The following is a 13,927-nucleotide window of genomic DNA, read 5'->3' on the forward strand; positions in this document are numbered from 1 at the left end:
CGGCTCAGGCCAGGGATATGACGACCGACTTGGTCTTCGTGTACTCCTGGAGTCCCTCCGGGCCCGATTCGCGTCCGTAGCCGGACTGCTTGACGCCGCCGAACGGCATGGAGGGGTCGAGCATGGCCCAGTCGTTGACCCAGACGATCCCGGCCTGCAGACGCGCGGCGACACGGTGGGCGCGGACCAGGTCGGACGTGTGCAGACCGGCGGCAAGCCCGTACGGCGTGCTGTTCGCCATCGCCACGGCCTCGTCCTCCGTGTCGAAGCTCTGGACGGTCAGGACCGGGCCGAAGATCTCCTCCTGCACGGTGCGGGCGTCGTTGTCCAGTCCGGTGATGACGGTGGGCCTGTAGTAGTAGCCCCCGCCGAGTTCCAGTCGTTCCCCACCGACGACGACCTGACCGCCGTCCTTCCTGGCGAGTTCGACGTACTTCTCGACGTTCTCCAGCTGTCGCTCGCCCGCCATCGGGCCGACCACGGTGGCCGGGTCGAACGGGTCGCCGACGGGTACGTCGGGTACGGCCTGCGTGAGGATGCCGACGATCGTGTCGTGCAGGGACCTGTGGACGAGCAGCCGGGGGGCGCCCATGCAGAACTGCCCGGTGTTGAAGACGAACCCTTTGATGACCGCACCGACAGCCTTCTCCACATCGGCGTCCTCGAAGAGGATGTGCGGGGCGTTGCCGCCCAGTTCCACGGTCACGGGCTTGAGCTGTTCGCCCGCGGTGCCCGCCACGAGACGTCCGATCCTGGTGGAACCCGTGAAGGCGATTTTGTCCACGGAGGGGTGGCACAGCAGGGCCCCGCCCATGGTGCCGCCGCCGGTCACCACGTTCACGACACCGGCGGGCACACCGGCGTCGGTGAGGATGTCCGCCATCAGCAGCGCGCTCAGCGGTGTGTCCTCGGCCGGCTTGTGCACGACAGTGTTGCCGGCGGCCAGCGCGGGGGCCAGCTTGGACGAGCTGAGGATCAGCGGGAAGTTGAACGGGGTGATCAGCCCGCACACGCCGACAGGGTCCCGCCGGGTGTAGGCGTGGGCGGGGATCGGGATCTGCCGGGCGGCCCCGTCCAGGCTCTGCGCCAGCGCCGAGTAGTACTCGTAGGTCTCCGCCGCGGTCTCGACGTCCACCGCCCGGCACAGCGTGACTGGCTTGCCGACGTCCAGGCTCTCGACAGCGGCGATCTCGTCCGCCCGCTCACGGATCAGGTCGGCCACCCGGTGCAGCACACGAGCGCGCTCGCGGGCCGGCGTCCGCGACCACGGCCCCTCGTCGAACGCCTCGCGGGCGGCGGCCACCGCGGCGTCCAGATCGGCCTGCTCGGCCTCCGCGACCGTGGTGACGACCTTGCCGGTGGACGGGTCGACGACATCACGCCGCCCCCCGGCCTCCGGCGCCCGCCACTCTCCGGCGATGAACAACTCACCCGGCTCGATGTGCGGCCGCTGCACGCTCATGATCCGCTCGCCTCCTCGGTGCGGCCCGCGACCGTCACCGTGCCGAGCCGGCCGCACCACTGCGACCGGCAGGTTTTCGGATGATGACCGCGCACTGCCGCCGAACAAAGGGGGAACGAACGACATCTGGGCAAGTGGAGACAGATGACGTACGCCGTTCACGACATCCGACATTCATGGGGCCTGCTGTTCAGGAGTTGTTGCTTCCACTGACCGGCACAGCCCCGGCGGGCGCCGAGGGTCCCGGAGCCCTGGTCGCCACCGGAACCGTCAGATGCTTCCGATGGCTTCGAGATCGAGCGGCGTGGCCGTGAAGTCCTGCAGTTGGTTCGCGTAGGCGTCGGCGAAGAGCTCGTTCACGGCATCGGGGGACCAGCCGCCCGGCCGGAGGCGGGTCGCGACCTCGGTGGGGTGCGTCCACAGGGCGATCCGGTCTCCTCCGGCGGCGATGGCCTGACCGGTCACGCGGGCCGACTCCTTCGACGCCAGGTACACGATCAGCGGGGCGACGTCGTCCGGGGAGCCCAGTCCCTGGCGGCGGGCTCCCACGGGAACCGGTTCACCCGCGTCCACCTTCGCCACGAGGTCACCGACACGAGGCATGGTCGCGACCATACGGGTCAGGGCGGTCGGTACGACGGCGTTGACGGTGACGTCGTTCTTCGCGAGTTCGAGAGCCCATGTGCGGGTCATCGCGACGATCGCGCCCTTGGAGGCCGAATAGGCCGTCTGGCCGAAGCTGGCACGCTGCCCCGCGGGCGAACCCACGAGGATGAGCCGGCCGCCGTCGCCCTGCTCACGGAAGCGGGCCGCCGCGGCACGTCCACAGGTGAACGTGCCGCGCAGATGGCTGGTGACGACGAGGTCGAAGTCCTCGTCGGTGGTGTTGCGCAGGGTCCTGTCCCGCAGGGCGCCGGCGTTGGTGATCATCACGTCGAGGCGACCGAACTCGGCGACGGCCCGCTCGACCAGCGCGTCGGCGAACTCGGAGCTGCCGACCGCGCCGACATGGGCGACGGCCGAGCCTCCCACCGCGGTGATCGCGCCTACGGCCTCCGCGGCCACGTCGGCGTCGAGGTCGTTCACGACGACAGCGGCGCCCGCTGCCGCCAGCGCACGGGCGTAGGCCCGCCCCAGGCCGCGGCCCGCACCCGTGACGATCGCGACTCGGCCGTCGAGCATGTTGTCCTCCTGAGCAGGCAGTCGGTGTGGCGCTCCCCCGAGCGTAGGGAGGGCCCGGCTCCTGGAGGATCTGCCCGATGACGGTTTCGGCGGCCGTCCTGTGTCCCGGCGGAACCGGGACATGTGTCGCGCTCGGAGGTGCCGCTCACCGCGGTGATCTGCCTGCGGGAGCGGACGCTCACCGCGCCGCAGTCAGCCGCGCGGCGGTACCAGTCCCTGCCGTACGGCGAAGAGCGCCGCCTGGGTCCGTGACGTGAGACGGAGTTTGCGCAGCACATTGCTGACGTGCGTACGGGCCGTGCGCTCGCTGATCACCAGCTCGTCGGCGATCTGCTGGTTGGACTGCCCCTCGGCGACGAGGACGAGGACATCTCGTTCCCGGCTGGTGAGTGAGCCGAGCCCGGTCGGCGGCGAGACGATCTCCTGGGTGAGCCCTCGGGCCACCGCGGGGTCGAGAAAGACCTCTCCGCGTGCCGCCGCGCGGATCGCGGAGACCACCTCGCCGGCCTCCGCGTCCTTGAGCAGATATCCGGCGGCCCCCTGCATGAGGGCGGCGTGGACACGTTCCATCTCGCCGAAGCTGGTGAGCACCACGACGCGCACCCCGGGGTGACGTTCCTTGATCAGGCCGATCGCCGTGGAACCGTCCATCCGGGGCATGAGCAGATCGATCAGCACCACGTCCGGCAGCTCGCCGTGGGCCGCCATCGCGTCCAGCCGGGTGAGTGCCTCCTGCCCGTCGGCTGCTTCCGCCGCGACCTCCATGTCGTCCAGGACCTCAAGGTAGGCGCGGATGCCACGGCGTACGACGGCGTGGTCGTCCACGATCAGCACCCGGGTCGGCCGGGGTCGCCCGCTGCTCGGAGCGGCACCGTCAACGCCGTGTTCGCGGAGCTGTCCGGGTCCTCGGGGGACAGGTCCGGAACCCGCACGGGCAGGGGTATGACCACGCGCACGGTCGTACCCTTCTTCGCGCGCGACCTGATCCTCATGCTGCCACCCCATCGTTCCGCCCTTTCCCGCATGGTCGTCAGTCCGTAGCCCTCCGTGCCTTGCCCTGAGCCGGCGCCCCGATCGCCCTCCGGGGAAATCGGGTGCCCGCTCGGGTCCCGCAGGCCACGACCGTTGTCGGAGACGCTCGCGGTCAGTGTGTGACCGTGGACGCCGAGGCGGACGACGGCGAGGGTGGCCTCCGCGTGTTTGACCACGTTGTGGATGGCCTCCGCGACGATCCGGTAGGCATCCTCGGCGAGTTCGAGATCGATCGTGTCCAGCCCTCGTCCGAACCGGAGGTGGAAGTCCAGACCTGTCCGGTTCTCGGTGCTCTTGACGAGTGTGCTCACCGTTTCCTCCAGCCCGAGGTCGGCGGTGGAGGACGGGCGCAGCTCGTGCACCATCGCCCTCAGGTCGGCAAGGACGGTCCGCGCCAGTGTTCCGATCTCGTCCGCGAAGTGCTGGACGGCCTCGGCCGGTACCGGCACACCGCGTGTCCCGAGCACTCCGACCGCGTTGGCCTGCATGCCGATCGAGAACACCTGCTGGACGATCGAGTCGTGCAGATCCCGGGCGAGGCGCTGGCGTTCGTCCTGGCGCGCTCCGTCGCGCTCCCGCTGCAGCAGAGTGGCGTAGTCGACGGCGAGGGCGGCTTGCTCGGCCATCGCGGCGAGGAACTCCAACGTCCGGGGGCCGACCTCCTGTCCCGGTGCGAAGTACGCGTTCAGCACGCCTTCGGCACGGCCGCGCACCGTCAGCGGCACACTGACGAAGGAGTCCCATGTCAGTTCGCCGAGGTAGTCGTGCAGCGGTTCCCAGGCCGGGTCCTCGCGGATCTGGTCCCATCGGTGGGGGACGACGATCGGTTTGCGTTCCCTCAAAACGTCCAGCATGCACAGCCGGGCGCCTCGGTCCCGGCACTCCAGCAGGCGGTCGAGGAACACGTCCGAGCGTCGTATCCCCGCGGAGCCCATCAGCCGCAGTTCCCGGCCGGTGCTGTCCAGGGTCAGGATCTGCACCCCGGCCACGCCGTCGGTCTGGACGATCTGCCGGGCGACGGCGTCCAGGGTGGAACCCAGTGATCCCTCGGAGGCCAGGGCGACGGAGGTCCGTGCGATGGCCGCGACCCTGCGGTAACGGTGTCCCTCGTCGGTCACGTCGCGAAAGGAGACGACCTGGAGACTCGGGTCTCTCAGCAGGCCGCGGGCCCGGTAGGCGAACGCGCGCCGTTCCCCGGAGCCGGTCACCCAGTAAGCCACCTGCTCGTCCGGCTCGTCCTCCAGCAGCCCCGGGCACGCGGTGGGCTTCCTCGTCAGAGCGAACGGGGCGGGTACACCGATGAGGTCTGCTTCCCTGCGCTCGCCGCACAGCGCGACGGCTGCGGGATTCAGTTGGACGAAGCGGCAGGCACTGTCGACCACGGCGAGGCCGTCCATCGCGGCGGCCGCGACGTCCCCCCACTCGACGAGCGGTGGATCCGGCATGACCTGCCTCCTCATCTGCGCAACGCCCCCACGGGGTGAGGTGCGCTCGCGAGGGGAGGGGTCGGGGCACGGCCGACGGCAGCATCGTAGCCCGGCGCGCCTGGGGCGGTGCTACGTCATTTGACCTGTTCATCACCCGCCGAAGCGCCGAGCGGGTTGAGTCATTGCTCGCGTTCCCTGCCGGGCCGAACCTCCCTAGCCTATGGCTCCCACCCTGGGTGAACTCGGCCGCATGGTCTGTCGAGTTGGCGCTGCCGGGTGTCCGAACCCGCACGATGAGGAGGTCCGAGCATTGGACGTGTCCATCGGCACCATCTGGGAGGCGGTCTCCCGCGCCCTGCCCGATGCCGTCGCCATCGTCGAGCCCGGCCGCGAACTGACCTACCGGGAGTTCGACCAGCGCGCGTCACGGCTGGCCGCCGCGCTGGAGGATGCCGGAGTGCGGGCGGGCGACACAGTGGCCTGCTACCTGTACAACGGCGCCGCGTATCTGGAGACGGTCTACGCCGCGTTCAAGGTCGGCGCCGTCCCCGCGAACGCCAACTACCGTTACACCGGCGAGGAGTTGTCCGAGCTGCTCACGGACGCCGACGCGGCGGCACTTGTCTTCAGCGGCGCCCTGGCCGACCGGGTGACGCACGCCGCCGGACACGTCCGCACGTTGAAGCTGCTTGTGAGGGCGGGAGGCCCGCCCGCCGAAGGCCCGGCCGGACCCGCGGTGCCCGAGCTGGAAGAACTGCTCGCGGCGCACCCGCCCCGCGAGGCCCGGCCCCGGCCCGGAACGGATCGGCTCTTCATGTACACCGGCGGCACCACGGGCAAGCCCAAGGGTGTGATGTGGCAGCTCGGCGACCTGCTCCACTCCATCCCGATCCTCCGGCAGGCCGGCGTCACCGAGCTGCCGAGAACACTCGACGAAGCCGCGTCGGTCGCGGTCGCCGCCCGCCACGAAGGCAGAGCGCCCACCACGATGCCGGTCGTCCCGCTGATGCACGCCACCGGTCTGTTCAACACCATGGGCACCCTCCTCGTGGGCGGCCGGGCGGTCATGGGACGGCAAGGGGGACTGGATCCGGTCCACGTCTGGCGGACGCTCGCCGAGCGCGAGATCGACACACTGCTGGTCGCGGGCAACGCCGTCTGCCGGCCGCTCGTCGACGAACTGGTGCGCGCCGAAGCCGCCGGCACACCGTACGACCTGGGTTCCCTGCGCACGATCCTCAGCTCCGGCACCGCACTCGACGACCGGCTGAAGACGGCACTGCACGAACGCTCCGCCGTCACGGTCGTCGATGCCATCGCCTCCAGTGAGGGCGGCCCCTTCGCCCTGGCGATCACCTCGTCGGTGCGGGAGCTGCCGGCCAGGTTCCATCCGCTGCCCGCGACCAGGGTGATCGGCGCGGGGGACCGTTTCGTCGAGCCCGGCAGCGGTGAGACGGGGATGCTCGCCTATTCCGGGCCGATGCCGCTCGGCTACTACAAAGACACCGGGAAGAGCGCGCGGACCTTCCGCGTCATCGACGGTGTCCGGTACTCCATACCCGGCGATCTCGCCCAGATCGAGACCGATGGCGCGATCAGATTCCTCGGACGCGGTTCGGGCGTGATCAACACCGGCGGGGAGAAGGTGCACCCGCAGGAGGTGGAGAACGTGCTGCTGACGCACCCCGATGTGACGGACTGCGTGGTCGTGGGCGTGCCCGACGAGACGTGGGGCGAGCGGGTGGCCGCCGTGGTCGCGGTCGCACCCGGCGCCGCCGCCACCGGTGAGGAACTCTCCGACTGGGTCCGGCGGAGCCTCGCCGGTTACAAGGTCCCACGGTCCGTCGTGCTGACGGGCACCCTGCCCCGTACACCGACGGGCAAGCTCGAAGTCGCCTGGGCCAGAACCATGGCCCAGAAAGCCGGATCCTCGGGAAGCTGACGGTCGCTCCGGGGCGGGGTCCCGCTCCAGGGCCGCCCTTCGCCCACATACATGAAGAAGAGCGGTTGGCATGCTCAGGCGTCCCCAACGCCTGCTGATCGCAGGTGTGGTGACGGCCGCCGCCCTGGCCGTCGGCGGCCCGCACGTGTCCATCGACTACATCCAGGACGACGCCCCGGCGGCTCTCTCTCGACTGCCCGCAGGCCGGACCCTCCGTCGGCGCTTCCGGCGAGGAGGCCGGAGCCGGGGTCGACGGCTCGGGGCGGGTGAGATCAGTGGCTCACAGGCTGGCTGCCGGGTCGACGAGGTGCTCGTCGGGCAGGACACCACGGCCGTGGGCCGTACCGAGGAGGCCACCGGGGAACTGGAGATCGGGGGCACCCGGGCTACCAGCGGCGCCTTCACCGCCGACCTCGCCTCACCTAGGTGAAGAGCGACTGCCGACCAGCGCGACGGCCCCGGCAGCCGCGGTCGCGGACGCCCGGTTCAAGGGATCCCGCTCGGACACCGAACCGTTCGCAGAAGTCCGTCTCGACCAGGCGCTGGCGCGGCACGTACTCGCCGCGCAGCAGCGCGTCCCTGGTCCCTTCGGTGACATCGATTCCGAGGGAAGGGCCGGGGCGCCGGAACCACTGGGAGTGCTCATTGTGCGTCGGCACCATCCACCGTGGGGCCATGGGGGAAAGACCAGCTCATTCCGGGTGTCGCCCGCCCTTCTGACGGTCGGCGCCCGCATCCGGAGGTGCCGCTCTCCCGTGTCCGGCCGGCGATCGGCGAGGGTCAGTCCTGGTAGGTGACGCCGAGTTCGGCGAGCCGGGCGCGCAGCCCGTAGTGGTCGACGCCCAGCGTCCCGGAACGCATGACCTCCCGGGTGACGGCTTCCTTTGCGAGCCGCTTCTCCGCGAGCTCGGCCGCCTTCTCCGCCTCCGAGAGCGGTACGACGACCACGCCGTCGTCGTCGGCGACCACGACGTCACCGGGCCGGACGGACACCCCGCCGAGCGTCACGGGCACGTTCACGGAACCGGGGGACGCCTTCACCGTGCCCTGGGCGGACACGGCCCGCGACCAGACGTGGAAGCCCATCTCCCGCAGTTCGGCCGTGTCGCGTACCCCGGCCGCCGTGACCAGGCCGATGACACCACGGGCGGCCAGGGACGTCGCCAGCAGTTCGCCGAACATGCCGTCCGTGGACGGGGAGGTGGTGGTCACCACGAGGACGTCCCCGGGACGGCACACTTCGACGGCCGCATGGATCATCAGGTTGTCCCCGGGGTGCGAGCTGACGGTCACCGCAGGGCCCGCCATCCGCACGCTCCGCTGGTTCGGCCTCAGGTCGGTGCCCGCGAAGCCACGACGGCCGATGGCCTCGTGAACCGTGGACACCCCTGCCTCGGCGAGCCGGGCGACCACGTCCGGGGCCGGTCGGCCGATGTTCCTCACGACTACGTGACGACTGGGCACGTCTCCTCCGAGCTGCTCCAGAAATGGTGCCAGGAGATTGCTTGAAGTCAACACTATTGTCAACAAAAACTTCCGCGATATGGTGACCCGGCGGTCGGCCGGTGCCGACCTGCTCTCTTCGCGCCAACGCCGTTCCACAGGGCCGGAGTTCGTAGGGTGCGCGCCCTCACACACGGCATCACTTCAGAGCCGCATTCCTCGCCGGGCCCGCTTCCGCCAGGTCTGCCGGCACGCGCCTCGGCACCCCCGCCCGGCACACGACCTCGTCCACGTGGACTCGTCGCATCCCCCACGACCCGACCGTCCGGCCGGCACACGAGCCCGAATCCCGTCCGGCCCCCGTCCGATCCCAAGGAGTCCCGATGACCCCCACCACGTCCCAACCCTCCGACGGCGCCCTGCTGGTGATCAGCGCCCACGCGGGCGACTTCGTCTGGCGGGCCGGCGGCGCCATCGCCCTGGCCGCCGAACGCGGGCAGCACGCCAAGGTGCTGTGCCTGAGCTTCGGCGAACGCGGCGAGTCCGCCAAGGCCTGGCGGGAGGGCCTCCGCCTCGACGAGATCAAGGAACTCCGCCGTACGGAGGCCGCCAACGCCGCCGCCGCGCTGGGCGCGGAGATCGAGTTCCTGGACGCCGGGGACTACCCCCTGCCGGAGACACCGGAGTTGGTGGACCGCATCGTGCGCGTGTACCGCGAGGTGAACCCCGCCGTCGTCCTCACGCACACCCTCACCGACCCCTACAACGGCGACCACCCCGCAGCCGCCCGTATGGCGCTGCAGGCCCGTGTGCTGGCCCAGGCGATCGGCTACGACGCGCCCGGTGAACCGCTCGGCGCTCCCCCCGTGTTCTTCTTCGAGCCGCACCAGCCCGAGCAGTGCGACTTCAAGCCGAACGTCCTGCTGGACATCACGACCGTCTTCGACAAGAAGCGCAAGGCCATGGAGTGCCTGGCCGCTCAGCAGCACATGTGGGACTACTACACCGACCTCGCCAAGCGCCGTGGCGTCCAGTTGAAGCGGAACGCCGGCCCCAACCTGGGCCTTGCGCACGGGACCATGGGCGAGGCGTACGTGCGCCTGTACCCCGAGACGACGGGGGTACTGGCATGACGTCGGCGACGCACATCTGGGTGCCCTTCCGCGAAAAGAACCTGTTCGTGGCGTTCGCGCCAGGGGCGGACGGCCCGGACCGCGCCCCCGGTCACCAGGAGTTGTTGGCCACCGTCGTCCCGTCGGACGGCGTCACGCGGGACGACCGCTACGGCGAACCTCTGTGGCGGGTCGACGCCGAGCATCTGCACGCCGTGGTGGAGGCGCTCTGGACCGCGGACCGCCCGCTGCGCATCCACCTCGACCAAACCCCACGGCACGGCCGGGAGCACGGCGGGCACGACGAATGACGTAGGCGGATCGTGACCTTTCGCCGTCCGGGTCCGGTCATTAGCGCGACGACCTGCGCGTACTCCACGACTAGCGTCGAACGTGCCACCGCACCACCGACCGTGCCGAGGAGATGACGCACATGACGAGCCCGTCGCCCGCCGCCCTGGACGCGCTCCCGCTCGGGACGGCAACGGCCTCGACCACCCCGGCGCCGCGCGAGACCGAGTACGACGGCACCGTCACCGTACTGGCCCGGCAGACGGTGGCGGATGGTGTCACATCCCTGGCGCTCGCACCGCAGGGCGGCGAATCGCTGCCGCGCTGGCAGCCGGGCGCGCACATCGACGTAGTCCTCCCCACGGGCGCGGTACGCCAGTACTCGCTGTGCGGCCCGACGGCCGTCACCGACTGCTGGCGCATCGCGGTGCTGCGGGAACCCGACGGACGCGGCGGGTCGCGGTGGATCCACGACAACGTCCGCGAGGGAAGCGAGCTGCGGATACGCGGCCCGCGCAACAACTTCCCGCTGCGGCAGGCCAGGCGGTACCTGTTCGTCGCCGGTGGCATCGGCATCACCCCCTTGCTACCGATGATCGCCGAGGCCGACGCGACAGGGGCCGACTGGTCCCTGCTCTACGGGGGCCGCAGCCGAACCTCCATGGCGTTCCTGTCCGAACTGGAGCGCTACGGCGAGCGCGTGACCGTACGGCCGCAGGACGAGTACGGTCTGCTCGACCTCGCCGGCCACCTCAAAGAACCCGCCCCCTCCACCCTGGTGTACTGCTGCGGACCGGCCGGGCTGATCGTCGCGGTCGAGGCCCAGTGCGCCACCTGGCCGGCGGGATCGCTCAACGTGGAGCGGTTCGCCGCGGCCCCGGGGCAGCACTCCGGTGAGGGCGCGGGCGACGAACCGTTCGAGGTGGAACTGCGCTCGACCGGGGTGACGCTCACCGTGCAGCCCGGACAGTCCGTGCTCAGGGCGGTGGAAGCGGCGGGCGCACCGGTCATGTCCTCCTGCGAGGAGGGCATCTGCGGCTCCTGCGAGACCAGCGTCCTGGCGGGCGAGATCGACCACCGGGACTCCCTGCTCACCGATGACGAGCGGGCCGTCGGCGACACGATGCTGATCTGTGTCTCCCGCGCCCGCGGACGCCTCGTCCTGGACCTCTGACTCCCGGGCGTCAGCCCGACCTCAAGGAAAGTCTTCGAAGAGAAAGGCGTCGCCGTCATGCTCTCCTCACACGTGCGCAACGGCTGGTACCTGGGAGCCTGGTCCGACGAGATCGGCCGGACGCTCACCCGCCGCTGGATCGCGGACATCCCGGTTTGCTTCTACCGGCTGTCCGACGGCACCGCGACCGCCGTCGAGGACCGCTGCCCCCACCGCAAGTACCCGCTGTCGCTCGGCCATCTCGACAACGACGACATCCTTCAGTGCGACTACCACGGCTACCGCTTCGACGGTGAGGGCCTGTGCGTCGGTGTCGCCGAGCAGGCCGACCGGCCCAAGGCCGCGCTGCGCCGCTACCCCCTGGTCGAGAAGGACGGCGCCATCTGGATCTGGCCCGGCGACCCCGAACCGGCCGACACGGGCCTGCTGCCGGACACTTCGTGGCTGACCGACCCGAACTGGACCCATGTGCACGGCGTCGTCCCGTTGAAGGCACGGCACCTGCTGCTGGTGGAGAACCTGCTGGACCTCACCCACGAGACGTTCCTGCACCCGACGAGCATCGGCAACGCGGCCGTCGCCGCCACCCCGATCGACGTCACCGTCGACGGGGACCGGGTCGCCTTCAGCCGCCGCATGACCGGTATCGAGGCTCCACCGTTCTACGAGAAGTCCTGTGGTCTGACCTCTCCGGTGGACCGCTGGCAGGACGGGGAGTTCCACCCGCCCGGCATCTTCATCCTCCACATCCGCGTCGCGGCCACCGGCACCGAGGAACCCGAGGGCTTCCACATGAAGGTGCTGTACGGCATGACGCCCGGCCTGGGCAACGAGACCCACGACTTCTACGCCCTGGCCCGGGACTACCTCATCGACGACGAGGAGCTCAGCGAGTTCCAGCACAAACAGCAGCTCGCGGTGATGCAGGAGGACGTCGACGCCCTGGAGGCCCAGGAGCTGATGTACGCCACGGACCCGGGCGGCACCGTCGAGTCCAGCATCCGCTCCGATCTGGCCGCTCTGCGCGGACGCCGAGCGCTGGCGAAGATGCTCGCCCGCGAGCAGCGGGGAGACGTGTCGGCATGAAGGTCTTCGTCCTCCTGCACGGGGCCTGGCACGGCGGCTGGGTGTGGCAGCGCCTGACACCGGCGCTGCGCACCGCCGGGCACGAGGTGCACACCCCCACGCTCACCGGGGTGAGTGACCGCGCCCACCTGCTCGGTCCCCATGTGGGCCTGACGACGCACATCCAGGACGTCGTGGCCCTGATCGAGGCCCATGACCTGCGGGATGTGGTGCTCGTCGGGCACAGCTACGCCGGCCAGGTCGTCACCGGGGTCGCGGACCGCGTCCCCGAGCGGCTGGCGAAGCGGGTCTACCTGGATGCCTTCGTCGGCGACGACGGGGACGCGGCGATCGACCTGCAGCCCGCCACCATCGCGGGCCACTACCGGGAGTCCGTGGCAGGACCCGGCTTCGGCTGGCTCATTCCGGTGCGCTCACTGAGCGTCCTGGGAGTGGAGGAACAGGCCGATCTGGACTGGCTCGGCCCCCGGCTGACCCCCCACCCGTGGCTGACGTACACCGAACCGCTCCGGCTGACCGGCAAGGCCGACCAGGTGCCCGGAGCCTTCGTCGAGTGCACCGACTGGATGCGGGTGTTCACCCCGCACGCCCAGCGGGCCGCCGCCCGGGGCTGGCCGCTCCACGAGATCGCCACTGGCCACGAGGCCATGGTGACCGCCCCCGGCGAACTGGCGGACCTGCTGCTGGATCTGGCCTGAAGCCCTGAAAGGCAGGACACCACGCATGGAATTCCTGGTCCGCACCGAGAACACCCTTCCCCCCGACACCCCTGACGACGTCCGCGAAAGCCTGCGCAAGGGCGAGCGCGCACGGGCGCAGGAACTCCGCGAGGCCGGCATCCTCAAACGGCTGTGGCGGGTGCCGGGCCGCAACGCGACCATCGGTCTGTACGAGGCGGCCGATCCGGCGGAACTGCACGACGCCCTGATGTCCCTGCCCATGTGGAAGTGGATGGACATCACCGTCGAGGCCCTGGCCACTCACCCGCAGGAGAAGGCACCGTGACCGCTCGGGGCCCGCGCGTCGCGGTGGTCACGGGAGCGGCGGGCGGACTCGGCGGGGCCATCGTCCGCCGACTGAGCGCCGACGGGTTCACCGTCGCCGCCCTGGACATCACCGAACCGGACGACGAGGCGGACGACGAGGCGGGCATCGCCGGTGTACGAGCCTGGCGTTGCGATGTCAGCGACCCGGACGCCACGCGCCGCGCCGTCGAGGAGATCGCGGAGACCTACGGCGGCCTTGACGTCCTGGTCAACAACGCGGGCCTGCTGTCCGGTCGGCACAGTCTGCTGGAGACCACCCCGCAGGAGCTGCACCGCTTCTTCGACGTCAACGCCGTCGGCCCCCTGCTGATGGTGCAGGCGTGCGTGCCGTGGCTGGTCAAGAGCGCACACGGCGGACGGGTGATCAACGTCGCCTCCCGCACCTTCTTCACCGGCTCACCGGGCCAGCTCGCCTACGTCGCCAGCAAGGGCGCACTGATCGGCATGACCCGGGTGATGGCGCGCGAACTGGGCGAGCACCGGATCACCGTCAACGCGGTGGCCCCCGCTCAGGTCGCCACCCCCGGCACGCGGGCCCACTCCGGCGACGAGACCTTCGCCGCGACCATGCGGCAGCAGGCAATTCAGGAGTACGTCACCCCGGAGCACTTCGCGGGGCTCGTCTCGTATCTGGCCTCGCCGGACGCGGCCATGGTCACCGGCCAGACGCTCGTCTGCGACGGCGGAGGGCTGCTCCACTGAACGGCCGTGGCACGGCAGCGGAAGAAGA

General features: G+C 70.5%; 14 protein-coding genes. 9 read left to right on the forward strand and 5 right to left on the reverse strand.

The genetic code is table 11. The features are described 5' to 3' along the window. Nucleotides 1–4: 4 nt before the first annotated feature. The 4 genes from ACZ9QC_RS38565 to ACZ9QC_RS38580 form a co-directional block, all read right to left on the reverse strand. Nucleotides 5–1,462: an aldehyde dehydrogenase family protein gene (locus ACZ9QC_RS38565; RefSeq protein ID WP_472917345.1), complete on the reverse strand. Its 1,458-nt coding sequence runs from the start codon at nt 1,460–1,462 to the stop codon at nt 5–7. Nucleotides 1,463–1,732: 270 nt separating this feature from the next. Beyond that, nucleotides 1,733–2,644 carry an SDR family NAD(P)-dependent oxidoreductase gene (locus ACZ9QC_RS38570; RefSeq protein ID WP_472917346.1) on the reverse strand — a complete coding sequence of 304 codons (912 nt, stop codon included), beginning with the start codon at nt 2,642–2,644 and terminating at the stop codon, nt 1,733–1,735. A gap of 192 nt (nt 2,645–2,836) precedes the next feature. After that, on the reverse strand, nt 2,837–3,478 hold the full coding sequence (locus ACZ9QC_RS38575; RefSeq protein WP_472917347.1) for a response regulator: 642 nt from the start codon (nt 3,476–3,478) through the stop codon (nt 2,837–2,839). Further along, nucleotides 3,472–5,121 (reverse strand): GAF domain-containing sensor histidine kinase, encoded by a 1,650-nt coding sequence (locus ACZ9QC_RS38580; protein ID WP_472917348.1) that lies wholly within the window; start codon nt 5,119–5,121, stop codon nt 3,472–3,474. The genes ACZ9QC_RS38575 and ACZ9QC_RS38580 overlap by 7 nt, the downstream gene beginning before the upstream one ends. Before the next feature lie 298 nt (nt 5,122–5,419). On the opposite strand from ACZ9QC_RS38580, the gene ACZ9QC_RS38585 reads away from it, so the two are divergent. Both ACZ9QC_RS38585 and ACZ9QC_RS38590 read left to right on the forward strand, forming a co-directional pair. Beyond that, nucleotides 5,420–7,045 carry an AMP-binding protein gene (locus ACZ9QC_RS38585; protein ID WP_472921924.1) on the forward strand — a complete coding sequence of 542 codons (1,626 nt, stop codon included), beginning with the start codon at nt 5,420–5,422 and terminating at the stop codon, nt 7,043–7,045. A gap of 70 nt (nt 7,046–7,115) precedes the next feature. Next, nucleotides 7,116–7,475, forward strand: a complete 360-nt coding sequence (locus tag ACZ9QC_RS38590; RefSeq protein ID WP_472917349.1) for a hypothetical protein — start codon at nt 7,116–7,118, stop codon at nt 7,473–7,475. A 350-nt stretch (nt 7,476–7,825) separates the two neighbouring features. Here ACZ9QC_RS38590 and ACZ9QC_RS38595 read toward each other — a convergent pair whose 3' ends face one another. Further along, nucleotides 7,826–8,509 (reverse strand): 4-carboxy-4-hydroxy-2-oxoadipate aldolase/oxaloacetate decarboxylase, encoded by a 684-nt coding sequence (locus tag ACZ9QC_RS38595; RefSeq protein WP_472917350.1) that lies wholly within the window; start codon nt 8,507–8,509, stop codon nt 7,826–7,828. Nucleotides 8,510–8,871: 362 nt separating this feature from the next. On the opposite strand from ACZ9QC_RS38595, the gene ACZ9QC_RS38600 reads away from it, so the two are divergent. The 7 genes from ACZ9QC_RS38600 (at nt 8,872) to ACZ9QC_RS38630 (ending at nt 13,899) form a co-directional block, all read left to right on the forward strand. Then, the gene (locus tag ACZ9QC_RS38600; protein ID WP_472917351.1) at nt 8,872–9,621 is read left to right on the forward strand and encodes a PIG-L deacetylase family protein; all 750 of its coding nucleotides are present in this window, start codon (nt 8,872–8,874) and stop codon (nt 9,619–9,621) included. Further along, nucleotides 9,618–9,911: a hypothetical protein gene (locus ACZ9QC_RS38605; protein ID WP_472917352.1), complete on the forward strand. Its 294-nt coding sequence runs from the start codon at nt 9,618–9,620 to the stop codon at nt 9,909–9,911. The genes ACZ9QC_RS38600 and ACZ9QC_RS38605 overlap by 4 nt, the downstream gene beginning before the upstream one ends. Nucleotides 9,912–10,033: 122 nt before the next feature. Beyond that, nucleotides 10,034–11,065: a PDR/VanB family oxidoreductase gene (locus ACZ9QC_RS38610; protein WP_472917353.1), complete on the forward strand. Its 1,032-nt coding sequence runs from the start codon at nt 10,034–10,036 to the stop codon at nt 11,063–11,065. A 57-nt stretch (nt 11,066–11,122) separates the two neighbouring features. Next, nucleotides 11,123–12,151, forward strand: coding sequence for a Rieske 2Fe-2S domain-containing protein (locus ACZ9QC_RS38615; protein WP_472917354.1), 1,029 nt, complete (start codon nt 11,123–11,125; stop codon nt 12,149–12,151). Continuing rightward, nucleotides 12,148–12,849, forward strand: a complete 702-nt coding sequence (locus tag ACZ9QC_RS38620) for an alpha/beta fold hydrolase (RefSeq protein ID WP_472917355.1) — start codon at nt 12,148–12,150, stop codon at nt 12,847–12,849. The genes ACZ9QC_RS38615 and ACZ9QC_RS38620 overlap by 4 nt, the downstream gene beginning before the upstream one ends. Nucleotides 12,850–12,874: 25 nt before the next feature. Next, complete coding sequence (locus ACZ9QC_RS38625; RefSeq protein WP_055539197.1) at nt 12,875–13,156, forward strand: muconolactone Delta-isomerase family protein; 282 nt, start codon at nt 12,875–12,877, stop codon at nt 13,154–13,156. Further along, nucleotides 13,153–13,899: an SDR family NAD(P)-dependent oxidoreductase gene (locus ACZ9QC_RS38630; RefSeq protein WP_472917356.1), complete on the forward strand. Its 747-nt coding sequence runs from the start codon at nt 13,153–13,155 to the stop codon at nt 13,897–13,899. Before ACZ9QC_RS38625 ends, ACZ9QC_RS38630 begins: the two co-directional genes overlap by 4 nt. The last annotated feature ends 28 nt before the right edge of the window (nt 13,900–13,927 follow it).

Source organism: Streptomyces sp. HUAS MS02, from assembly GCF_055702265.1.